Origin of the sequence: Streptomyces sp. NPDC048514, assembly GCF_043199955.1 — a bacterium.
Taxonomy (GTDB): Bacteria; Actinomycetota; Actinomycetes; order Streptomycetales; family Streptomycetaceae; genus Streptomyces.
In genome coordinates, this window is sequence record NZ_JBICWT010000005.1 from 246,582 (window position 1) to 269,217 (window position 22,636).

Genomic DNA, 22,636 nt, shown 5'->3' on the forward strand with positions numbered 1-22,636 from the left:
CCATCCCGGCCCCGCGGCTGGGACCACCGGCTCGGTCGGCCCGCCGTCCCCCCTCCCGCGTACCGGGTGAGCCCCGCCGTCCCCGGGGACGTGCGGGTTCAGCCCCGCGACCGGCGCCGCCGCACCCACCGGACCCGGCGGACGAGGGCGATCGCGCCGGCGGCCAGCGTCCCGCCGTACAGCCAGCCGGCCTGAGTCGCGAGGCCGGTGACCAGCCCCATGAGCCGGCCGAGCAGCCCCCCGCTGCCGTCGGCGACGGGCAGCAGCCCCACGACGAAGCCGATCGGCACGACGACGGGCGCGGTCAGCAGGTCCCCCTCGCGCACCCACAGAGCGGTCAGGACGCACACCGGCAGGAAGAGCATCCCGTACACCGGCAGGGATCCGCCGAACAGGAACCGGTCCACAGCGCCGAGCAAGAACATCACCACCGTGCAGAACAGGCCGCCGCCGAGCCCGGTCAGCCGCGGATTCCGCAGCCCTTGGCCGGGCGGCACCGTCCTCGGGCCCCGGTCCTGCCGTAAGGCCCGCGGTGAGGCGGGTCCGGGCCTTCGGTCGCCGACGGGCCGGCGCCTGCCCTGTGAGGGCAAGGAGCCCTGCGGCGCGCCGCGTCGCCTTCCGCCGTTCGGGGGTCGTGTCCTGTGCTGCTCCACTGGACCAACTTAGGTCTGTTTATGTGGTGAATCGCTCCTCGGACACGCCGGTGAGAACAGCTTGGCCGGACGTCCTACGCTCCCGGGAGCCGCTCACGCGGGACGCCGTAGACTGGTGGATCGGCCAGTGTCTCTGGCCCGCCCCTGGCAGCCCCTGGCCCTCTCATCTACGGGAAGTCGCAAAGTGTCGCTCACGATCGGAATCGTCGGCCTGCCGAATGTCGGCAAGTCGACCCTGTTCAACGCCCTGACCAAGAACGACGTGCTGGCGGCCAACTACCCGTTCGCCACGATCGAGCCGAACGTCGGCGTGGTCGGCGTGCCCGACGCCCGGCTCGCCAAGCTGGCCTCGATCTTCACCTCGGAGCGCATCATTCCGGCCACTGTCGACTTCGTCGACATCGCCGGCATCGTCCGCGGCGCCTCGGAGGGCGAGGGCCTGGGCAACAAGTTCCTCGCGAACATCCGCGAGTCCGACGCGATCTGCCAGGTCATCCGCGCCTTCAAGGACGAGAACGTCGTGCACGTCGACGGCAAGGTCTCGCCGAAGGACGACATCGAGACGATCAACACCGAGCTGATCCTCGCCGACCTCCAGACCGTCGAGAAGGTCCTGCCGCGACTCCAGAAGGAGTCCCGGATCAAGAAGGACATCGCGCCCAAGGTCAAGGCGGTCGAGGAGGCCAAGGAGATCCTGGAGAAGGGCGACACGCTCTTCTCGCACGGCATCGTCCAGGGCACCGAGCGCAACGAGCTGCTGCACGACCTGCACCTGCTCACCACCAAGCCGTTCCTCTACGTCTTCAACGTCGACGAGGACGAGCTGACCGACGAGGACTTCAAGAACGAGCAGCGTGCCCTGGTCGCCCCGGCCGAGGCGATCTTCCTCAACGCCAAGCTCGAGGCCGACCTCGCCGAGCTGGACGAGGAGGAGGCCCTGGAGCTGCTGGAGTCCGTCGGCCAGCACGAGCCCGGCCTCGCCACGCTGGCCCGCGTCGGCTTCAACACCCTCGGCCTGCAGACCTACCTGACGGCCGGCCCCAAGGAGTCCCGCGCCTGGACCATCAAGAAGGGCGCCACGGCTCCCGAGGCGGCCGGTGTGATCCACACCGACTTCCAGAAGGGCTTCATCAAGGCCGAGGTCATCTCCTTCGCCGACCTGGTCGAGACCGGCTCGGTCACCGAGGCCCGCGCCAAGGGCAAGGCCCGCATGGAGGGCAAGGACTACGTCATGCAGGACGGCGACGTGGTGGAGTTCCGCTTCAACGTGTGATCGGATGCGCCGCCGTCGTCCTCGACGCACCAGTGGTGCGGGATGACGGCCTGCGCGCCGTCGTCGCGTTCACAGTGCGGGCAGTGCGCTGCCCGGGAACGGTGTGGCCGGGTGCGGGGCGGGGTCCGTCACCCAGCCCGCCACCAGGATCAGCCGGGACTCGCGGTCGACGGCGAGGAAACCGAAGGGGCGGTCGAAGGAGATGCGTACGGCCGTGGTCTCGTAGCGGAACTCGGGCGGCCCGCCGCCCGGTGCCGACATGACCGCGGTGACCGCCGCCGCGCGGAAGCCGAGCGCGCCGAACCGGGCCAGCGCCGACTGGCGTGCCGTCCCGATGGCCAGGGGGAAGGCGCTGACCCCGGGAAGGTGGCCGTACCGTGGGTCCGAGGCCGCCGACAGCCCGAACAGGCCCGCCGCAGCGAGCAGGTCGTGGTCGGCCCGCACCTCGTAGGCGACGGTCCGCGCGTCCAGCGTCCTCGGCTGCGGCTCGACCGCCGGCTGCTGCTCCACATGCAGACCCGGGCCGACGTGCCCGTGCGGCAGGGCGTCCCCGCCGGTGACCGTGCACGCGCGCTCCACGACGTCCACCCCGGCGGCCAGCACCTGCCCCGGTGTCATCCGCTCCTCGCCGAGCACCAGGTGGACGTCGATGCCGTTGTCGCCGGGCACGGTCAGGGCGGAGACGAATCCGGCCAAAGTGCCCGCCACGCCCACCCGGTCCGGCCGTACGCTCCGGCGGAACAGACCGCGCAGCGTACGGCCCTGCCAGGGCCCGGACTCCGGTCGCAGCGGCGCCTCCGTGAAGGGCTGACGCCAGGTGGTGTGCAGCCCGAGGGCGCAGGCCAGCACCAGGTGCGAGTCCCGGGTCAGCGTCACCGGCATCCGCTCGACCAGTCCGTCCGTCCGCTCCACCGCCCAGGCGTCGAGCCGTTCCTGCGCGGTGACGAGGTCGTCGCCGAACTCCCCGTGGGTCCCGGCCGGCAGCCCGGCCCGCCACTCCTCCCGCAGCGCGAGAGCGTGGTGCGTCCACAGACCGAGCGCCGCGTCCAGCCCCGGCACCGACCGCAGAGCCGACAGCAACTCGCGTGCGGCGGCCGCCGCCTGATCGGCCGGCAGCCCGAGGGCCCCGGCCAGTTCCGCCCGTGCCGGTCCCGCCGCACCGTCGGCCAGGAAGGCCAGCAGGGGCCAGACCCCGGCCGCCGAGAAGACCGTGCCGTCCCGCGCGGTCGCCGCCCATCGGGCGGTGAGTCCGTTCACCGCCCGGACGCCGTCGCCGCCCACCCGGCCCCTAGCCGGTGCCCCCGTCATACCGTCCCCCCGCTCGTGCCGCTTACGATGCGCCGAGTCGTACGTCAGTCCGGCCGGCGGGCAGGCCGCCGGTGCTGCGCTGCCGCCGCCCGATCCAGGAGCACGGTACCGGTGTCCATACCCCCGCCCCCGGGCCCCCACCAGCCGCAAGACCCTTGTCGGCCACCCGCGCCGGCCGGGCGGGGATCGCACGTGCCGCCGTACCCGGAGCAGGGGTCGCACGTGCCGCCGTACCCGGAGCAGGGGTCGCACGTGCCGCCGTCCCCCGAGCCGGGGTCGCACGTGCCGCCGTACCCGGAGCCGGGTGGAGCCTCGCCTCGGCCGGCCGGGCGGGGGCCGTACACGCAGCCTGGCGGCGCCCACGGACTGCCGCTGCCCTACCGGCCCTGGACCCAGGGCTACCGCCCCCACAACCTCCCGGCGCCGGTCAGCGGCCTCGCCATCGCCTCCCTCGTGCTCGGCGTGCTGTGCTTCCTGCCCGGCGTGGGGCTGGTGCTGGGGCTGGTCGCGCTGCACCGGATCCGCCGCCGCGGTGAGCGCGGTGAGGGCCTGGCCGTCGGCGGCGCGGTCCTCTCCGGCATCGGACTGCTGCTGTGGGCGCTGCTGTTCGCCACCGGAGGCGCCGCCGGGTTCTGGCAGGGCGTCAGGGACGGTGCGCGCGACCGCGCGAGCGTCTCGCCGGCCCGGGGCGAGTGCTTCGACGATCCCGGCGGTTCGCTGTCCGGCGAGACCTACGACCTCGACACGGTCCCCTGTGCCGGCGAGCACGACGGCGAGGTGTTCGCCTCCTTCGAGCTGACCGGCGGCCGCTACCCCGGAGAGGGCACGGTCACCCGCGTCGCCGACGAACGCTGCCGGGGCCTCCGGGACGGCTACGCGATGGACGCCTGGGCGGTCCCGGCCGATGTCGACGTCTACTACCTCACGCCGACCGCGCACAGCTGGGCGGCCGGGGACCACGAGGTCACCTGCGTGTTCGGCAGCACCACCGAGGGCGGCGACCTCACCGGTTCACTGCGCAACGACGAGACCGTCCTCGACGCCGATCAGGTCGCCTATCTGAAGGCCGCTCATCTCCTCAACGCCGCCCTGGACACCGTTCCCGACGCGGAGTACGAGGAGGACGACCTGCCGGGGCACAAGGCGTGGGCGGGTCGCGTGTCGGCCGCGCTGGCCGGGCAGGCCCGGACGCTGCGCGCGCACGAGTGGCCCGCCCGCGCCCGAGGTCCGGTCACCGCGCTGACCGCCCGCCTGGACAAGGCGCGGGCGCAGTGGGCGAGGGCCGCGGCGGCCGGGAACGCCGACGCCTTCTACGAGCGCTACGGCACCGCCGTGAAGCTCGTCGAGCCGCGCCAGGCGGTCACGGCGCGGAAGGCCCTGCGGCTCGTCACCGCTCCGCCCACGAGGGGTGACGACGGCGCCGATACGAGCATGCGGGTGTGAGCGCTCTTATACGGGGGAGAAAGCGCCTGGGTAAAGCCCTGCCCGCCTCCGTGTAATCACTTCGAGTGATTCTCTGGCCTTTGCTTGCATGGCACAACCCACGGTTGCCAGGCTGTTGCTGTCTGTACAATCTGATGGGAGCGGCCAGTGACTTTCGGTGAGCAGCCGGCGTACCTGCGTGTCGCAGGAGATCTCCGCAAGAAGATCGTCGACGGTGCGCTGCCGCCCCACACCCGACTCCCTTCCCAGGCCCGCATCCGCGAGGAGTACGGCGTCTCGGACACGGTCGCGCTCGAGGCCCGCAAGGTGCTGATGGCCGAGGGTCTGGTCGAGGGCCGCTCCGGCTCGGGCACGTACGTGCGCGAACGGCCCGTGCCCCGGCGGGTCGCCCGGTCCGGGTACCGCCCGGCGGGCGGCGCGACGCCCTTCCGGCAGGAGCAGGCCGACGCCTCGGTGCGCGGCACCTGGGAGTCCCGTACCGAACAGGCCGAGGCCGGAACCGCCATCGCCGAGCGGCTCGCGATCCAGGTCGGTGAGCGGGTCATGCGCACCAGATACCTGTTCCGGGAGAACGGCGAGCCGATGATGCTCTCCACCTCCTGGGAGCCCCTCGCCGTCACCGGCCGCACCCCGGTGATGCTGCCCGAGGAGGGACCGCTCGGCGGCATGGGCGTGGTCGAGCGGATGCGGGCCATCGACGTCATCGTGGACAACGTCACCGAGGAGGTCGGTGCCCGCCCCGGCCTCGCCGAGGAGCTGCACGTCCTCGGCGGTGTCCCCGGCCATGTCGTGCTGGTCGTCCAGCGCACGTACTTCGCCTCCGGGCGCCCGGTGGAGACCGCCGACGTGGTGATCCCGGCGGACCGCTACCGGGTCGCGTACCACCTGCCCGTGAAGTGACGCGCCCCTGAACTCCCGGCCGGGCGGCGTCCGCGGGGCAGCCTGCCGGGCGCGGTCGGGCGGCCCTCGGGTGAGGTCGCGCGGCCCTCGGGCGGGGACCGTACCGGGCCTCGGGCGATGCTCCGCGCACCCCTTCGGGCGGGGACCGTACCGGGCCTCGGGTGGTGCTCCGTGCGCCCCCCCGGGTGAGGTAGCGCACACCCTTGCCCACCGAAGGGGCGGACGCCCCGGCCGCCCGGCCGCGGCCGGGGGTCGCCAGGCCGCTGCAATCCGGCCTTTCCCCAGGTGACCCCCCTTCCCGCGGGCAGACGCCCGACCCGAGGTGGCGCCCTGTGCGGCGGCGCATTCGATCCCGCGCGCCCCCGGCGTTCTGGCTGGTTGCGTACCTCTTTGTGAAAAGGCGTATTCGCTGCGTAAAGGTTGGGCGTACGCTCGGGCATATGCGGATTGGGGTTTCCTTAGGCGGGGCGCGGCGGGGGCCCGGGACGGGACAGGGGTCCACCCGCGCCGGCGCGGCCGAATGTGGGGGAGGGTGGGGCGGTGCGAGAAGGCGCGACGCGGGCGGTGGGGGCCATGACTGAGGGCACGGTCTCGCTGCCCTGGATCGTCATACGGCAGGACGACAACGGCAATCGCTACCGCGTCGGCCGGTACGCGACCCGGGCCGAGGCCCAGAAGATCGCCGACAGCCTCGACGACCGGGGGCACAAGCAGCTCTACTGGGTCGAACGCGTCGGCCACAACGGGGACGGCGGACACAACTGACAGAGGCGGCAGACGCAGCTGACAGGGGCGGCAGACGCAGCTGGCAGGGGCGAGGGTCGCAGCCGACCGGGACGACGGTCGCCCGGGGCGGCGGCCACAGTCGACGCGGACGGCGGACGCGGCCGACCGGGGCGACGGCCGCAACTGACCAGGGCGGCGGCCCCAACTGACGGTCCCGTCCTCCCGTAGGCTCCGCCCCATGAAGTCCGACACGGAACGGATCGTGGTGGTGGGAGCCGCCCTGCTCGACGGCGGCCGGCTGCTCGCCGCGCGCCGCAGCGCGCCCGCCGAACTGGCCGGACGCTGGGAGTTGCCCGGCGGCAAGGTCGAGCCGGGTGAGCGGCCCGAGGACGCCCTGGTGCGCGAACTGCGCGAGGAACTCGGCATCGACGCCGAGCCGGTCGAGCGCGTGCCGGGCGAGTGGCCGCTGCGGGCGCCGTACGTCCTGCAGGTGTGGACCGCGCGACTGCTTCCCGGCTCTCCTGCCCCCGAACCCCTTCAGGACCATGACGAACTGCGCTGGCTGGCGTTGGCCGAGGTCTGGGACGTGGCATGGCTGGACCAGGACGTGGCGGCGGTGCGAGAGGTGGAATCCCTGACTCTCTTGTGACCGCCTCCGGTAGCCGCCTCCGGTAGCCCCTTTCCGCACCCCTTTCCTGTGGCCGCCTTCCCGTCGTCGGCCCGGTCCGCCCGGGGGCACCCGCCCGGGCCGCCCGTAGTCGCCGGCCCGCCCGCCTGCGGTGACCGGCTCGCTCCGCCCGCGCTCACCGGCCCGGTCCGCTGGTCGTCGACGGCCGGGTCGCGGGGCGCCCGAGGTGTCCCGGCGCTCGCGTCGGCCGGAGGCGGCGCCTGGTACGCCGTTCGCGCCACAGTGCGCCCTTCGGCACGGTACTGCCGGCTTGATATCGGGTATGTGCCCATTAACCCCACGAAACCGGACATGGGTGGGCTCGCTGGCTGGCCTGGGAAGTGATCGGCGTGATCGACACCGATGGCGACTGCGCCGAGTGGTCCTTTCCCGCGGAACCGGGTGCCGTGCGCACCGCCCGGGCCGCGGTACGCGGCAAGTTGCACGGCTGGAACCTCGACTGCCTCTCCGACTTGGCCGCGTTGCTGGTCAGCGAGCTGGTCACCAATTCGATGCGGCATGCCACCGGCCCCATCGGCGTACGGCTGGTGCGCCCCGCCGGGCTGGACGGCGCACTGCTGGTGGAGGTCTCCGACCCGCTCCCGGACCCGCCGCGCGAGCGCGTCGCCCGGCCCGAGGACGAGGGCGGCCGCGGCCTGCAGCTGGTGGCCGGCTCCTCGCGACGCTGGGGCACCCGGCCCGGCGGGGGAGGGAAGACCGTCTGGTTCGAACTGACGGTTCCCGGATGAGGGGGAAGTCCCTCCATCGAGTGATGGAGTGGTGTACATCCACCGGTGAGCCGTCCACGTCCCGTGTCCGTTCCCGCGACCGGTCCGGCCGTGCGGGATTCGCGGGCGTGTTCCCTGGTTAGAAGAGTGGAAGTGTTGTCACGGACCGGTCCGAAAAACGCCTGGACCGGGCTGTGATCGTGAACACCGTGTCGTGCGGCGCCGTAGTGCTGGATACTGCGGGCAGCCGCCTCCGGTGACCGGTACCGGACGCGGTGAGCTGGAGGGGACGGTTCGCGTGAGCGAGATACCAGCGAAGGCCACGGAGTCCGAGGACCCGTCGGACGGCGCGAGGAAACAGGCCGCGGGTGCCGCGGCCGCACCCGGCGACGCCATGTGGCAGAGCAGTCCGCCCGGTTCGATCTACGACTACATCAAGGTCGCCTCCTTCTCCATCGGCCCCGGTGGGCTGGTCGACCAGTGGAGCCTGCGCGCCGAGCAGCTCTTCGGCATTCCCGCCGAACGGGCCGTCGGGATGGACCCCATAGAGGCCTTCATCGACCCCGCGCTGCGCGAACGCGGCCAGCGCAAGATGGCCGAGATCCTCGACGGACGCGAATGGACCGGGGTGGTCCCCTTCCGCATGCCGGACACACCGGACGGCATACGCGGCGAGGAGGGCCTGGCCGAGGTGTACGTCATGCCCACCCGGACCGCCGAGAGCGACAGGGCCGCCGTGTGCATCGTCGTGGACGTCCGAATCCTGCGCAGCATGGAGACCGACCTCGCCGCCTCACAGGCGATTTTCGGCCAATCACCCTTCGGTTTCCTGCTGATCGACCCGGATCTGAGGGTCCGGCGGGCCAACAGGCGGTTCGCCTCCATCTTCGGTGGAGTCCCGGACGACCACCGGGGCAAGGGAGTTCACGACTATCTGCCGCGGGCCGAGGCCGATCGGGTTTCGGCCACCCTCCGACGGGTGCTGGAGTCGGGCGAGTCCATCACCGACATGCACGTCACCGGGTTCGTCCCCGGCTCCGAGGAACGCCGGCACTGGTCCGTCAACCTCTACCGCGTGCACGGCGGAAGCGGCCGGCCCATCGGCGTCGCCTGGCTCGGCACCGACATCACCGCCCGCCGCGCCGCCGCCCGCGAGGCCGCCGCGGCCCGCCGCAACCTCGCCCTGCTCAACGAGGCCGGCGCCCGCATAGGCAACTCGCTCGACCTGGAGACGACGGCCCGCGAACTCCTCGACGTGGTCGTCCCCGGCTTCTGCGACCTCGCCACCGTCGACCTGTACCAAGGCCTGCTGGCCGGCGACGAGGCCCCACCCGGGCTCGCCGACGGCAGCGCCGAACTGCGCCGTGTCGCCTTCGCCAGTGCCGTGTCCGACGAGCCCTTCACCGGCTCCGGCGAACCGGTCGCGGTCGGCGCGGTCCACCACTTCCCCTTCAACTCGCCCTGCGCCGACGCCCTGCGCACCGCACGCCCGCAGGCCGTGCCCGCGGAGGGCGGCCTGGTGCAGTCCACGCTGGCCGTGCCGATGGTCGCCCACGACACGGTCGTGGGCCTGGCCCAGTTCGCGCGGACCAAGGGCAGCGAGCCGTTCGGCGACCGGGACCGGGACCTCGCGGTGGAACTGGCCGCACGGGCCGCGGTCTGCATCGACAACGCGCGCCTGTACCGCCGCGAGCACGAGCGGGCGCTGATACTGCAGCGGTCCCTGCTGCCGCCCGGCGACCCGGAGGCCTCCGGGCTGGACATCGCCTGCCGCTATCTGCCCGGCAACGCGGCGACGGAGGTCGGAGGCGACTGGTTCGACGTCATCGAGCTTCCCGGGCACCGCACCGCGCTGGTCGTCGGTGACGTGATGGGGCGGGGCCTGCGGGCGGCCGTGGCCATGGGTGAACTCCGCACCGCGGTACGTACGCTGGCCCTGCTGGATCTCGAACCGGCCGAGGTCCTCTCGGCGCTGGACGAGATCGCGCGCGGTCTCGGCACCCCCGGCGGAGTCCAGCAGGCCACCCGGACGGCCCGGCAGCCCCGGGACGCCGACCTCTCCGAGGTGTACCTCGCGACCTGTGTGTACGCCGTCTACGACTCGGTGACCAGACGCTGCACCTTCGCCAACGCGGGCCATCTGCCGCCCGTCCTGGTCGAGCCGGGCGAGCCGGCCCTGATGCTCGACGTGCCGCCCGGCATGCCGCTCGGCGTGGGCGGCGAGCCGTTCGAGGAGGTGGAGGTCGAACTTCCCGAGGGCGCGCTGCTGGCGCTCTACACGGACGGACTGGTCGAGTCCCGCGACCATCCCCTGGACGAGGGGCTCCAGGCCTTCGTGGGCGCGCTCACGGATCCGGCCCGTCCGCTGGAGGACGTCTGCGACCACGTGCTCAGCACCCTCGACACGCACCACGGCGAGGACGACATCGCGTTGCTGATGGCCCGGGTGCAGGGGCTGCCCGCGGACTCCGTCGGCGACTGGACGCTGCCGCGCGAGCCGCGCAGCGTGGGCCGGGCCCGGGAGTACGCCCGCGCGCAATTGCAGAGCTGGGATCTGGAGCCGCTGGTCGACACCACGGAACTCCTGGTGAGCGAGCTGGTGACGAACGCGCTGCGGTACGGCGAGGGGGAGATCCGGCTCCGGCTGCTGCTGGACCGGACGCTGGTGTGCGAGGTGTGGGACTCCGGACTGGTCCAGCCCCGACGGCGCCGGGCCCGCGACACGGACGAGGGGGGCCGCGGGCTGCAGCTGGTCGGACTGCTGAGCGCGGCGTGGGGGTCGCGGCGGACGCCTCGCGGCAAGACGGTGTGGTTCGAGCTGCCGTTGCCCGGCGGCGAGAACGGCCTCACAGACCCGGCGGAAGCCCTGCTCAGCCTCTTCTGACCGGCCGGGCCCACCCGCCCGGCCGCGACGGGCCCGCGTGCCCGCCTGCCCGGCGGCCCCGTCTGCCCGCCTGCCCCGGCGGGCCCGTCTGCCCAGGTGCTTCGGCGGCCCCGTGTGCCCAGGTGCCCCGGCGGCCGTGGCCCTGTGTGCCCAGGTGCCCCGGCGGCCGTGGCCCCGTGTGCCCAGGTGCCCCGGCGGCCGTGTGCCCGAGTGCCCCGGGGGCCAGCGTGCAAGTCGCCCGGGCCGGTTCGTGTGCCCGCCTGTCCCGGCCGGTTCGTGTGCCCGCCTGCCCCGGCCGGTTCGCGTGGCCGCCCTCCCGGGCCGGTTCGCGTGCCCGTCGGGTCCCGGGCCGGCCCGGTCGGGGTGGACCGTCAAGTGGCCGGGCGGAAGCGGTGTCTGGCCCGGGTTCCGGGGCCGCCGAAGCTCGTCGGGGGTCCGCCGTCGGGGTCCTCGGCCAGCAGGATGCCGCCGAGGACCGCACCGGCCAGGTCCGCGGAGTCGCCGTCGGTGCCGGCGTACGGGTTGCCGTGCGTCCGCACATCCCGTTCGGCGAGTTCGCGGGCCTGCCGGGAGACGGTGTCGGCGTCCTCGGCGTCCTCCGCGGCGAGCGACCGCACCGCCTGCGCCAGCCGGGCCCGCGCCTCCGCGCCCACCGCACCCCGGTGCACCGACACGAACTCCTCTGCCGCGGTGACCGAACCCCCGGCCACGAGCAGCGCGGCGGTGTTCAGCACACCCGACCGCCCCGCCCCCAGCCGCGCCAGGGCCCGAGTGATCCGGCGCAGCGCGTCCAGCGGGTCGTACGGCCCTCCGGTCGTCTCCGCGCGCACGGCGGCCAGCACCACGTCCGCGTGAGCGAGCCGCGCGTGCAACTCGCCGGCGGCCGGTGAGGCCCACACCTGGCCTGCCGAGACGGCCACCTCCTCTTCACCCGGCTTGCTCTCCGGTGCCGTCTCCTCCGCCGGCCCCACCTCCGCGTGCCGTACCTTCCGGAGTCTCGCCTCGGCCTCCTTCAGCGCGGGCGGCACCAGGACGGCCGCCTGACGCAGCCGGTCCGCGAGCCGCTCCACCGCGTCCACCAGGGTGCCCGCCTGTGCGACGGCGCCCTCGGCCGCGCGCAGGTGACCCGCCGCCCGCTCCTCCTTGCCCGAGCCGTCCGCCTGGCGGGCCCGGTTGAGGTGGGCGGTGGCGAACACGAGCCGGTCCTTCGCCTGTTCGACGTACCCGGTGACGGACCCGCCGGCCAGGGGCGGATACCGCTCGTGCAGTGCCGAGAGCGTGCCCTGGGCGGCCGTCGCCCGAGCCGTCAGCTCCCGGAACCGTCCCTCGGCGACCTCCAGCGCGCCGCCCAGCCCTCGCTCCAGCCCGCGCAGTCCGTCCAGGGCCGGTGTCTCGGCGTCCAGGCGCCGTCCCGCCTCCGCGCACCGGCCGATCACCCCCACCAGCGCCTGCCGGCGGGCGTCCGGTTCCGCCGGTGTCCCCTCCTCGTACCGCCGCCAGATCGCGAACGCCGCCGACAGCTCGGTCTCGGCGGCCCGCACCGCATGCGTGAACGGTTCGGCCTCCTCCTCGCCGAACCGCTCGCGCACGAAGGACAGTTCCTCCCGGCTGGTGCGCACGCAGTCGTCGGCGAGCACCAGCGCGGCGCGGGCCTGGCGTTCGGAGTCGGCCGGTGCGGGCGTAGGCGGGCGTACGGAGACGATCCCCGGAGTCGTGCGGGAGCGGGCACGCCGGGTGCGCCGCAGGTAGCCGTATCCGGCGAGTGCGACGGCCGCGCCGCCGGCGACCAGCGGCAGCACCAGATCGGCGGTGGACGTCTCGTCCTGCTGCGCCGCGGCGGCGCTCGCGACCGGACCCGGCGCCGCCAGGGGAACCGCATCCCGGGCGCCGACCGTCATCACCGGCAACACCAGCCACCCGGACCCGACCACGGCCCCCAGCACGGCCTGCGCAACGCGCACCCGTATCCGGGCCTTGGCGTGCCGCGGCCGGCACCGGATCGGGGAGGTCGTCACATTTCGGAGCGTATGGGCAGGTGGGCGGCTCCGCGAGCGGGATGGATACGGGTGGGGGAAGAGGCGGACAGGGGGGCGGAATGGACGACGGAGAGTTGATCAGGCGGCCGGGCGCGGGGGAGCCCGTCGACACAACCGGCCGACCGGACCCACAGCACACCGGCAGCGAGGCAGGGGCGGCTTCGCAGCACACCGGCAGCGAGACGGAGGCGGCTTCGCGGGATTCCGGTGGGGTGGCGGAGGCGGCTTCGCGGGATTCCGGTGGGGTGGCGGAGGCGGGTGTGCGGGACTCCGGTGGTGAGGCGGAGGCGGGTGTGCGGGACTCCGGTGGTGAGGCGGAGGCGGGCGTGCGGGACTCCGGCAGCGAGGCGGAGGCGGGCGTGCGGGACTCCGGCAGCGAGGCGGAGGCGGGTGTGCGGGATTCCGGTGAGGCGGCGGAGGCGGCTTCGCGGGACTCCGCTGGTGAGGCGGAGGCGGAGGCGGAGGCGGGGCGGCCGGGCGGAGGGCGCAGGCGGCGGCGCGTTCTGCGCTGGGCTCTCGGCGGCCTCGTACTGCTTCTCCTGCCCCTGCTCACCGCCGAGACCGCCCTGCGGCTCAACTACACCGGTGATCCGGCCCCCGGTACCCGCACGCGCCACCAGGACGCCCTCTGGCTGGGCCATGCCTGGGTGGACGGACGCAAGGGGGACAAGGACGTCGAAGCGCTCGCCCGGCGGCTGCGCGGCACCGGCATACGTGATCTGTACGTCCACTCGGGGCCGCTGGAACACGACGGCACCCTGCCGGGCTCCGCGTATCCGAAGGCCCGCCGGCTGATCGCGGCCGTCCACCGTGAGCTGCCCGGCGTCCGCGTCCAGGCCTGGCTCGGCGACAAGCTGGCCAGCGAGGGCCCCGACGGCCTGCGGCTGGAGCGGCCCGCGACCCGCGCCGCGATCCTCGCCTCCACCCGCCGTATCCTCGCCACCGGCTTCGCGGGCGCCCACTTCGACCTGGAGCCGCTGCACTCCGGCGACCGTGACTACCTCAGCCTGCTCGACGACCTGCGCACCCTCACCCGCGCCCGGCACGCGCTGCTCTCCGTCGCCGCCCACCAGATCGACCCGCTGCCCGCGTTCCACTCCTTCTGGGGCGCGACCACCGGGCACCCCAAGTGGTGGTCGCAGGCCTACTTCGGGCAGGTGGCCCGCCGGGTCGACCAGATCGCCGTGATGTCCTACGACACCACGCAGCCGCTGCAGAGCCTGTACGGCGGCTACGTGGCCCAGCAGACCAGCCTCGCCCTGGAGGTCACCCCGGACACCACCGACCTCCTCATGGGCCTGCCCTTCTACCACGAGAACCGCTTCGGCCACTGGGCGCACGCCGAGACCGTCCCGGCCGCCGTACGGGGAGTGCGCCTCGGGCTGTCCCGCACCGATGCCGACCGCGCCCGTTTCGGTGTCGCCCTGTACGTCGATTTCGCGGCGACGGAGGCGGACTGGCGGGCGTACCGCGAGGACTGGGCCGGGTGAGTTCCGGGCGGCGCCGGCCCGGCGTCGCTAGGACCGCCCGGCGTCGCTAGGACCGCCCGGCCACAGGACCACCCCGCTACGAGGACCGCCTCCTGATCTTCGAGCCCAGCCACACCAGCGGGTCGTACCGGCGGTCGACGGCCCGTTCCTTCAGGGGGATCAGCGCATTGTCCGTGATCTTGATGCCCTCGGGGCAGACCTCCGTGCAGCACTTGGTGATGTTGCAGTAGCCGAGGCCGTGTTCGTCCTGGGCCGCGCGCCCCCGGTCCAGGCCCTTCTCGGCGGCCGCGTCCAGCGGGTGCATGTCCAGCTCGGCGACGCGCATCAGGAAGCGCGGGCCGGCGAACGCGGTCTTGTTCTCCTCGTGGTCGCGGACCACATGGCAGGTGTCCTGGCACAGGAAGCACTCGATGCACTTGCGGAACTCCTGCGAGCGGTCCACGTCCTCCTGCATCATCCGGTATTCGCCGGGCGCCAGTCCGGCCGGCGGCACGAACGCCGGGATCTCCCTGGCCTTCCGGTAGTTGAAGCCGACGTCGGTCACCAGGTCGCGGATCACCGGGAACGCACGCAGGGGTGTGACGGTGATCGTCTCGTCGCGGCCGAACACCGACATGCGGGTCATGCACAACAGCCGCGGGCGGCCGTTGATCTCCGCGGAGCACGAACCGCACTTGCCCGCCTTGCAGTTCCAGCGCACGGCGAGGTCGGGCGCCTGGGTGGCCTGGAGCCGGTGGATGATGTCGAGCACCACCTCGCCGTCGTTGGCCTCGACCGCGAAGTCCGCCAGGCCGCCGCCCCGCACATCGCCCCGCCACACCTTGAAGCGGGCCTCGTAGCTGCTCATTCGTACAGCTCCTCCTCGGCGAGGTACTTGACCAGCTCCTCCTTCTCGAAGAGGGCGAGCAGGTCGGGGCGGATGGGGTCGGTGGTCTCGCGGCTGAGGCGGATCTGGCCACGGGCGGGGTCGGCCGCCGCGAGGCCGCCGGTGGGGTCGGCGAGGGCGCACACCAGGTTCACGTTGCGCCAGTCGCGGTCCATCTCCGGGTGGTCCTCACGGGTGTGGCCCCCGCGCGACTCGGTGCGCTCCAGGGCGGCCCGCGCCACGCACTCGCTGACCAGCAGCATGTTCCTGAGGTCCAGGGCGAGGTGCCAGCCGGGGTTGAACTGGCGGTGCCCCTCGACACCGGCCCGCCGGGCCCGTACCCGCAGCTCGGCGAGCCTGTGCAGGGCCTGCTCCATCTCGCCCTCGCGGCGGATGATGCCGACCAGGTCGTTCATGGTCTGCTGGAGTTCCTGATGGAGGGTGTAGGGGTTCTCCGGTGGGCCGGCCTCGCCCTCGGTCTCCGCGGAGAAGGGCCGCAGGGCCTCCGCGGCGGACGTGTTCACCTGGGCGTCGTCGACCCGGGGCCGCCGCTCCGCGTCCCCGAGCGCGTACTCGGCCGCGTGCCGGCCCGCCCGGCGCCCGAAGACCAGCAGATCGGACAGGGAGTTGCCGCCCAGGCGATTGGAGCCGTGCATGCCGCCGGCCACCTCACCGGCCGCGAACAGGCCCGGCACCCCGCGCGCGGCAGCCGTGTCCGACTCGACGGCGATGCCGCCCATGACGTAGTGGCAGGTCGGGCCGACCTCCATCGCCTCGGCGGTGATGTCGACGTCCGCCAGCTCCTTGAACTGGTGGTACATGGAGGGCAGCCGGCGCCGGACGACCTCCGCCGGCATGCGCGTCGAGACGTCCAGGAAGACCCCGCCGTGCGGCGAGCCGCGGCCCGCCTTCACCTCGGCGTTGATCGCGCGGGCCACCTCGTCGCGGGGGAGCAGCTCCGGGGGACGGCGGTTGTCCTCCGGTTCCTCGTACCACCGGTCGGCCTCCTCCTCCGACTCGGCGTACTTCTCCTTGAACACGTCCGGGACGTAGTCGAACATGAACCGCTTGCCCTCCGAGTTCCGGAGCACCCCGCCGTCGCCGCGCACCGACTCGGTGACGAGGATGCCCTTCACCGACGGCGGCCAGACCATGCCCGTCGGGTGGAACTGCACGAACTCCATGTTCAGCAGCGGTGCGCCGGCGAGCAGCGCGAGTGCGTGGCCGTCGCCGGTGTACTCCCACGAGTTCGACGTGACCTTGAAGGACTTGCCGATGCCGCCGGTCGCCACGACCACCGCGGGGGCCTCCAGGACGAAGAACCGGCCGGTCTCGCGGTCGTAGGCGAAGACCCCGGACACCCGGTCCCCGTCCTTCAGGATCCTGGTGACCGTGCACTCCTGGAAGACCTTCAGCCGGGACTCGTAGTCCCCGGTCTCCTCGAAGTCCTCCTGCTGCAGCGAGACGATCTTCTGCTGCAGGGTCCGGATCAGTTCCAGGCCCGTGCGGTCGCCGACGTGTGCGAGACGCGGGTACTCGTGGCCCCCGAAGTTGCGCTGGGAGATGCGGCCGTCCTTCGTCCGGTCGAACAGCGCCCCCCAGGTCTCCAGCTCCCACACCCGGTCCGGGGCCTCCCGCGCGTGCAGCTCGGCCATCCGCCACTGGTTGAGGAACTTGCCGCCGCGCATGGTGTCGCGGAAGTGCACCTGCCAGGTGTCGTGCTCGTTGGCGTTGGCCATGGCCGCCGCGATGCCGCCCTCGGCCATCACCGTGTGCGCCTTGCCGAACAGGGACTTGCAGATCACCGCCGTACGGGCGCCGCGCTCGCGCGCCTCGATAGCGGCCCGCAGTCCGGCGCCGCCCGCGCCGACCACGACGACGTCCCACTCCTGCCGGTCCACCACGGACATCAGTCGGTCCTCAACTCATTCTCTAGAAGAAGCGCGGATCGTCGAAGACACCGGAGGCGACCAGATAGACGTAGAGGTCGGCGAGCGACACGCTCACCAGCGACGTCCAGGCCAGCAGCATGTGCCGGGCGTTGAGCCTGCCGATGAACTGCCAGGTCCGGTAGCGCACGGGGTGCTTGGAGAAGTGCTTGAGCTTGCCGCCGACGATGTGCCGGCAGGAGTGGCAGGAGAGGGTGTACGTCCAGATCAGCGCGACGTTGACCAGGAACACCAGGGTGCCCAGACCCATGTGTCCCCACCGGTAGTCCGGGTCCCGGAAGGCCAGCACCGTGTCGTAGGTCAGCACGCCGGCGACCAGTACGGCCGCGTAGAAGAAGTACCGGTGGACGTTCTGCAGGACCAGCGGGAAGCGGGTCTCACCGGTGTATCTGCGGTGCGGCTCGGCCACCGCGCAGGCCGGCGGGGACGCCCAGAAGCTGCGGTAGTACGCCTTGCGGTAGTAGTAGCAGGTCAGCCGGAAGCCGAGCGGGAAGACCAGGATGATGATCGCCGGTGAGATGGCCCACCAGCTGCCGAACACGTCGGCGTTCGGCCCGCCGTGCATCGTCGCGCAGTTCCGTGCCAGACAGGGCGAGTAGAGGGGCGACACGTAGGGCGCCGCGTAGTAGTCCGCGTTCGCGAAGGCACGCCAGGTGGAGTAGACGACGAAGGCGATCAGCCCGGCCGCGGTGGTGGCGGGCGCCAGCCACCAGCGGTCGGTCCGCAGGTGCGGGGCGGCGATCGCGGCGCGGGTGCCGCTGCGTACGCCGCCGCTGTTCTGTCGGGGTTCCGTACCAGTAGCCAAGGGGGACTCCGGTCGGTGCGGGGGGATGTCAGGGGGCGTGGCGGTCGCGGGCGCCCAGGCCCTCGTCGTCCGAGTCCGTCCACAGGCTGATGTCGTAGGGCGTGTCGGAGATGGTGACGAGGTCGGGGCGGAGAGCGGCGTCCGGGGCGGCCGCCGCCGCACGCAGCAGCGCCACGCTCTCGCGCAGGTGGTCGGCGTCCAGCCGGACCCGGCGCATCTCCAGGCCGCCGCGGCCGAGGTGGTCCTCCAGGCGTCCCAACGACCGGTGCAGATCGTCGAGCGAGCGCTGGACCGAGGTGATGTCGTCGTGCACGGTCATGACTTGCCCCTCACTTCCATGGATCCGGCGGAACCAGGGCGGCGACGTTCATGCGCCTTGGAGTGTTGCGCGCCACACGTGCCCATGTGAAGGCGTGTGCAGCGATTGGCGCAGGCGCACCGGTGCATCACCGGATGGGTTGCGCCGCACGGGTGGGGTTACCGCCTGTCGTCGCCGTGTCGCCCGCTGTGGCCGGATCCTTTCCACTTCAGTGGCCGCATAGATCTGATCAGCTCCATATACCGCCAAAAGTGATCAGCTCCATATACCTACAAAAGTGAGCATAAAGCCCGCGGCTTCCCGGAGGTAGCAGAGATGTCCCACGACGGCGTCGGCCTGCGCGCGGTCATGCGCTCGGTCGCCTTCCTCACCGCGGGCGCGCTCGCGGTGCCGCTCCTTGCCGGCTGCAGCTCCGACGAGGAGGTCGGCAGCCCCCTCGCGCCGCAGGACATCGCTCTCGTCGCCCGCGACCAGGTCGCCGACGGCGGGACCCTGAAGTGGGCCGTGGACGCCGTACCGGAGACGCTGAACACCTTCCAGGCCGACGCGGACGCGGGCACCACCCGTATCGCGCAGGCCGTGCTGCCGTCGATGTTCCGGCTCGACGCGAACGGCCGGCCGGTGGCGAACCCGGCCTATCTGGAGTCGGCCAAGGTCATCGAGACCGAGCCGCGCCAGGTCGTGCTGTACAAACTGAACCAGCAGGCCGTCTGGAGCAACGGCCGGGAGATCGGCGCCGCCGACTTCGCCGCCCAGTGGCGCGCCCTGTCCGGCAAGGACGCCGCCTACTGGACCGCCCGCAACGCGGGCTACGACCGCATCGCCAAGATCGAGCGCGGGGCCAACGACCTCCAGGTCCGGGTCACCTTCTCCCGCCCCTACGCCGACTGGAGATCGCTGTTCTCCCCGCTGTACCCGAAGGACGTCATGGGCACCCCGGACGCCTTCAACGACGGCGCGCGCCGCAAGCTCACGGTCACCGCCGGCCCCTTCAGGGTGGAGAAGGTCGACACCGCCGGGAAGGACGTCGTCCTCACCCGCAACCCGCGCTGGTGGGGCGCGCCCGCGAAGCTCAACGAGATCGTGCTGCACGCCGTGACCCGCGACAAGCGGGCCACCGCGCTCGCCGACGGCACGGTGGACCTCGCCGAGATCGACGCCGCCGAGGCCCAGCGGATCGGCCTCGCCACCGGCAAGAAGGGCTCCGGTTCCCCCCTCCAGGGCGGCGGCAAGACCTCCGTGGCCAAGCTGCGGTCCTGGGCGCTCGCGCACGGCTTCGACTCCGACGAGGTCAAGGGCGGCAGGAAGAAGCTGGCCAAGGCCGTCTCGGAGTATCTGGAGCAGCAGCAGGCCCTAGGCGGCTTCGCCGTCCGCAAATCCCTGGAGCCCGCCTACACCCAGCTCGCCCTCAACGGCTCCGCGGGCCCCCTCACCGACGAACGGGTCCGGCGGGCCGTCGCCCGCGCGCTGGACCGCACGGAGCTGGCCAAGCTGGTCCTGACCCCCCTGGGCCTGCCCGCCGTCCCGGTGGGCAGCCATCTCGCCCTGTCCGGCCAGCCCGCATACGCCGACAACAGCGCTGCCGTCGGCGGCCCGGACGAAAAGGAGGCGCAGGCGCTGCTCGCCGACGCCGGCTGGGTGGCCGGAGGCCCGATCAAGGAGCCGAAGAAGGCGGGGAAGGCGGCCGGGGCCGAGAGCGGGAAGAGCAAGAAGGAGGAGGAGGGGTCCGAGGGCGGCGAGGACGGCGAGTACATCGTCGGCGAGGACGACAAGGGCCACGAGGAGGAGCAGGCCAAGGGCAAGCACCACGAGTCGGCCGAGGGCACGCGCGAGCACGGCGAGGAAAGCGGCCGGCACCTCGCGCAGGAGGGCAAGCACGGGGGCGCGCCGGGCGCGTACGCCCCGCGGGGCACGGCCGCCCCGGCCGCCGCGCCGGCCGGGCTGCTCGCCAAGGACGGCAAGCCACTGGCCCTCGACTTCGTCCTGCCCTCCGGCCCCGGCTCGGAGACCCTGAACACGGTCGCCGAGCGGATCAGGTCGATGCTGGAGCGGGTCGGCATCCAGGCCGCGATCACCAAGGTCTCGGACGAGAGCTACTTCAAGGACCACATCGCCTCCGGCGACTACGACCTCGCCCTGTACTCCTGGCCCGCCTCCGCCTTCCCCGCGACCGACGCCCGGCCTGTCTACGCCAAGCCGGTGCCCGCCGCCGACGGGTCGGTGAACGTCGAGCAGAACTACACACGGGTCGGTACCGACCAGGTCGACCAGCTCTTCGACGAGGCGGCGGCGACGCTGGACGAGGACGAGGAGCGTTCGCTGATCCGCAAGGCCGACTCGCGGATCTGGGCGGCGGCCGGATCCATTCCGCTGTACCAGCGGCCGCAGCTGGTGGGAGTGCGTAAGGACCTGGTCAACGCGGGTGCCTTCGGTTTCCAGACACCCGTCTACGAGGACATGGGCTACCTCAGGAAGGGGGCGAAGGGAGCCCCCCGTCCGTCGAGCAGCTGAGGCCTGAGGGCCCCGGGGAGGCCGACTCCCCCGGGGCCACGTAACATGGGGTGAGGCCGTGGCATGTCATGCCCGGCAGGGCCCGCGTCATACGGACGTACGCAGAGGGCCTTCCTCACACTCCGGGAGTACGTCGCAATATGGCTGTGTCCACGACACGTCACGACATCCGCAATGTCGCCATCGTCGCCCACGTCGACCACGGCAAGACCACCATCGTCGACGGCATGCTGAAGCAGGCCGGCGCGTTCGCCGCCCACCAGCTCGAGGGCGTCGACGACCGCATGATGGACTCGAACGACCTGGAGCGTGAGAAGGGCATCACGATCCTCGCCAAGAACACGGCGGTGAAGTACCACCCCAAGGACGGCGGGGACCCGATCACGATCAACATCATCGACACCCCCGGCCACGCCGACTTCGGCGGCGAGGTCGAGCGCGGTCTGTCGATGGTCGACGGTGTCGTGCTGCTGGTGGACGCCTCCGAGGGCCCGCTGCCGCAGACCCGGTTCGTGCTCCGCAAGGCCCTCCAGCAGCGCCTGCCCGTCATCCTGTGCATCAACAAGACGGACCGCCCGGACTCCCGGATCGACGAGGTCGTCAACGAGACCTACGACCTCTTCCTCGACCTGGACGCGGACGAGGAGCAGATCGAGTTCCCGATCGTCTACGCCTGCGGCCGTGACGGCATCGCCTCGCTGACCAAGCCGGACAACGGCACGGTCCCGGCCGACTCCACGAGCCTGGAGCCGTTCTTCTCCACCATCCTGGAGCACATCCCGGCCCCGACGTACGACGAGGAAGCGCCGCTCCAGGCCCACGTCACCAACCTCGACGCCGACAACTTCCTCGGCCGTATCGCGCTGCTCCGCGTCGAGCAGGGCGAGCTGCGCAAGGGCCAGACGGTCGCCTGGATCAAGCGCGACGGCTCGATCGGCAACGTCCGCATCAGCGAGCTGATGATGACCGAGGCGCTCACCCGCAAGCCCGCCGAGAAGGCCGGCCCGGGTGACATCTGCGCGGTCGCCGGTATCCCGGACATCATGATCGGCGAGACCCTCGCCGACCCCGAGAACCCGATCGCGCTGCCGCTGATCACGGTCGACGAGCCCGCGATCTCGATGACCATCGGCACGAACACCTCGCCGCTGGTCGGCCGTGGCGGCACCGGCAAGGGCGCCGACGCGAAGGCGGCCGTGAAGGACCGCAAGGTCACCGCCCGCCAGGTCAAGGACCGCCTGGACCGCGAGCTGATCGGTAACGTCTCGCTGCGCGTCCTGGACACCGAGCGTCCGGACGCCTGGGAGGTCCAGGGCCGTGGTGAGCTGGCGCTCGCCATCCTGGTCGAGCAGATGCGCCGCGAGGGCTACGAGCTGACCGTCGGCAAGCCGCAGGTCGTCACCAAGGACGTCGACGGCAAGACCTACGAGCCGGTCGAGCGCATGACGATCGACGTGCCCGAGGAGCACATGGGCGCCGTCACCCAGCTCATGGGCGTCCGCAAGGGCCGCATGGACAACATGTCGAACCACGGCTCCGGCTGGGTCCGCATGGAGTTCGTCGTCCCCTCCCGCGGTCTCATCGGCTTCCGTACCGAGTTCCTGACCCAGACCCGCGGCACGGGCATCGGCCACTCCATCCACGAGGGCTTCGAGCCCTGGTTCGGCAACCTGACGACCCGCAACAACGGCTCGCTGGTCGCCGACCGCTCCGGTGCCGTCACCGCCTTCGCGATGACGAACCTGCAGGAGCGCGGCGTGCTGTTCGTGGAGCCGGGCACCGAGGTGTACGAGGGCATGATCGTCGGTGAGAACTCCCGCTCCGACGACATGGACGTCAACATCACCAAGGAGAAAAAGCTCACCAACATGCGGTCTTCCTCGGCCGACTCGTTCGAGGCGATCGTCCCGCCGCGGAAGCTGTCGCTGGAGCAGTCGCTGGAGTTCTGCCGCGACGACGAGTGCGTCGAGGTGACCCCGGAGGCCGTTCGCATCCGCAAGGTGAACCTGGACGCCCGCGAGCGGGCCCGCGCCGCGAGCCGCGCCAAGCACGGCTGATCCGAAGGCACTTGAGCCCGGG

17 protein-coding genes are annotated in these 22,636 nt (G+C 72.4%); 10 read left to right on the forward strand and 7 right to left on the reverse strand.

All coding sequences use genetic code 11. The annotated features are described in order from the left end of the window. Positions 1–98: 98 nt before the first annotated feature. Complete coding sequence (locus ACGFT2_RS12845) at positions 99–653, reverse strand: DUF6542 domain-containing protein (protein ID WP_393276904.1); 555 nt, start codon at positions 651–653, stop codon at positions 99–101. A gap of 184 nt (positions 654–837) precedes the next feature. Here ACGFT2_RS12845 and ychF point away from each other — a divergent pair, with 184 nt between their 5' ends. Next, positions 838–1,926 (forward strand): redox-regulated ATPase YchF, encoded by a 1,089-nt coding sequence (gene ychF / locus ACGFT2_RS12850; RefSeq protein WP_393276907.1) that lies wholly within the window; start codon positions 838–840, stop codon positions 1,924–1,926. Positions 1,927–1,995: 69 nt separating this feature from the next. Here ychF and ACGFT2_RS12855 read toward each other — a convergent pair whose 3' ends face one another. After that, entirely contained in the window at positions 1,996–3,234 is a 1,239-nt protein-coding gene (locus ACGFT2_RS12855; protein WP_393276910.1) for a serpin family protein, read from the reverse strand. 111 nt (positions 3,235–3,345) lie between these two features. Between ACGFT2_RS12855 and ACGFT2_RS12860 the strand changes: the two genes are divergently transcribed. The 6 genes from ACGFT2_RS12860 (at position 3,346) to ACGFT2_RS12885 (ending at position 10,582) form a co-directional block, all read left to right on the forward strand. Further along, the gene (locus ACGFT2_RS12860) at positions 3,346–4,677 is read left to right on the forward strand and encodes a DUF4190 domain-containing protein (RefSeq protein ID WP_393276913.1); all 1,332 of its coding nucleotides are present in this window, start codon (positions 3,346–3,348) and stop codon (positions 4,675–4,677) included. Between the two features lie 147 nt (positions 4,678–4,824). Beyond that, complete coding sequence (locus tag ACGFT2_RS12865) at positions 4,825–5,577, forward strand: GntR family transcriptional regulator (RefSeq protein WP_393276916.1); 753 nt, start codon at positions 4,825–4,827, stop codon at positions 5,575–5,577. A 573-nt stretch (positions 5,578–6,150) separates the two neighbouring features. Continuing rightward, a complete protein-coding gene (locus tag ACGFT2_RS12870) occupies positions 6,151–6,342 on the forward strand; it encodes an SPOR domain-containing protein (RefSeq protein ID WP_393276918.1) in 192 nt (63 codons plus the stop codon). Positions 6,343–6,541: 199 nt separating this feature from the next. Next, positions 6,542–6,952: a (deoxy)nucleoside triphosphate pyrophosphohydrolase gene (locus ACGFT2_RS12875; RefSeq protein WP_393276921.1), complete on the forward strand. Its 411-nt coding sequence runs from the start codon at positions 6,542–6,544 to the stop codon at positions 6,950–6,952. A gap of 359 nt (positions 6,953–7,311) precedes the next feature. Further along, positions 7,312–7,719 carry an ATP-binding protein gene (locus tag ACGFT2_RS12880; RefSeq protein WP_393276924.1) on the forward strand — a complete coding sequence of 136 codons (408 nt, stop codon included), beginning with the start codon at positions 7,312–7,314 and terminating at the stop codon, positions 7,717–7,719. A 277-nt stretch (positions 7,720–7,996) separates the two neighbouring features. Beyond that, positions 7,997–10,582 carry a SpoIIE family protein phosphatase gene (locus ACGFT2_RS12885; RefSeq protein WP_393276927.1) on the forward strand — a complete coding sequence of 862 codons (2,586 nt, stop codon included), beginning with the start codon at positions 7,997–7,999 and terminating at the stop codon, positions 10,580–10,582. 371 nt (positions 10,583–10,953) lie between these two features. On the opposite strand, the gene ACGFT2_RS12890 is transcribed toward ACGFT2_RS12885, so the two are convergent. Beyond that, positions 10,954–12,597 (reverse strand): hypothetical protein, encoded by a 1,644-nt coding sequence (locus tag ACGFT2_RS12890; protein ID WP_393276930.1) that lies wholly within the window; start codon positions 12,595–12,597, stop codon positions 10,954–10,956. A 413-nt stretch (positions 12,598–13,010) separates the two neighbouring features. Here ACGFT2_RS12890 and ACGFT2_RS12895 point away from each other — a divergent pair, with 413 nt between their 5' ends. Continuing rightward, positions 13,011–14,108, forward strand: a complete 1,098-nt coding sequence (locus ACGFT2_RS12895; RefSeq protein WP_393277678.1) for a hypothetical protein — start codon at positions 13,011–13,013, stop codon at positions 14,106–14,108. A 76-nt stretch (positions 14,109–14,184) separates the two neighbouring features. Here ACGFT2_RS12895 and ACGFT2_RS12900 read toward each other — a convergent pair whose 3' ends face one another. The 4 genes from ACGFT2_RS12900 to ACGFT2_RS12915 are packed head-to-tail and all read right to left on the reverse strand — an operon-like array spanning position 14,185 to position 18,046. Then, positions 14,185–14,955, reverse strand: coding sequence for a succinate dehydrogenase/fumarate reductase iron-sulfur subunit (locus ACGFT2_RS12900; RefSeq protein ID WP_393276933.1), 771 nt, complete (start codon positions 14,953–14,955; stop codon positions 14,185–14,187). Beyond that, on the reverse strand, positions 14,952–16,883 hold the full coding sequence (locus tag ACGFT2_RS12905; RefSeq protein WP_393276936.1) for a fumarate reductase/succinate dehydrogenase flavoprotein subunit: 1,932 nt from the start codon (positions 16,881–16,883) through the stop codon (positions 14,952–14,954). Before ACGFT2_RS12905 ends, ACGFT2_RS12900 begins: the two co-directional genes overlap by 4 nt. Positions 16,884–16,905: 22 nt before the next feature. Next, positions 16,906–17,727, reverse strand: a complete 822-nt coding sequence (locus ACGFT2_RS12910) for a hypothetical protein (protein ID WP_393276939.1) — start codon at positions 17,725–17,727, stop codon at positions 16,906–16,908. A 28-nt stretch (positions 17,728–17,755) separates the two neighbouring features. Next, positions 17,756–18,046, reverse strand: coding sequence for a hypothetical protein (locus ACGFT2_RS12915; protein WP_393276941.1), 291 nt, complete (start codon positions 18,044–18,046; stop codon positions 17,756–17,758). A gap of 315 nt (positions 18,047–18,361) precedes the next feature. On the opposite strand from ACGFT2_RS12915, the gene ACGFT2_RS12920 reads away from it, so the two are divergent. Beyond that, positions 18,362–20,557, forward strand: coding sequence for an ABC transporter family substrate-binding protein (locus ACGFT2_RS12920; RefSeq protein WP_393276944.1), 2,196 nt, complete (start codon positions 18,362–18,364; stop codon positions 20,555–20,557). 140 nt (positions 20,558–20,697) lie between these two features. Next, on the forward strand, positions 20,698–22,614 hold the full coding sequence (gene typA, locus ACGFT2_RS12925) for a translational GTPase TypA (RefSeq protein WP_393276947.1): 1,917 nt from the start codon (positions 20,698–20,700) through the stop codon (positions 22,612–22,614). The last annotated feature ends 22 nt before the right edge of the window (positions 22,615–22,636 follow it).

Bases quoted from the DNA above. Each gene is read 5' to 3' on its own strand.
- ACGFT2_RS12855 (WP_393276910.1), bottom strand. From the start codon at position 3,234: ATGACGGGGGCACCGGCTAGGGGCCGGGTGGGCGGCGACGGCGTCCGG.
- ACGFT2_RS12870 (WP_393276918.1), top strand. From the start codon at position 6,151: ATGACTGAGGGCACGGTCTCGCTGCCCTGGATCGTCATACGGCAGGAC.
- ACGFT2_RS12875 (WP_393276921.1), top strand. From the start codon at position 6,542: ATGAAGTCCGACACGGAACGGATCGTGGTGGTGGGAGCCGCCCTGCTC.
- ACGFT2_RS12900 (WP_393276933.1), bottom strand. From the start codon at position 14,955: ATGAGCAGCTACGAGGCCCGCTTCAAGGTGTGGCGGGGCGATGTGCGG.
- ACGFT2_RS12905 (WP_393276936.1), bottom strand. From the start codon at position 16,883: ATGTCCGTGGTGGACCGGCAGGAGTGGGACGTCGTCGTGGTCGGCGCG.
- ACGFT2_RS12915 (WP_393276941.1), bottom strand. From the start codon at position 18,046: ATGACCGTGCACGACGACATCACCTCGGTCCAGCGCTCGCTCGACGAT.
- ACGFT2_RS12920 (WP_393276944.1), top strand. From the start codon at position 18,362: ATGTCCCACGACGGCGTCGGCCTGCGCGCGGTCATGCGCTCGGTCGCC.
- typA (WP_393276947.1), top strand. From the start codon at position 20,698: ATGGCTGTGTCCACGACACGTCACGACATCCGCAATGTCGCCATCGTC.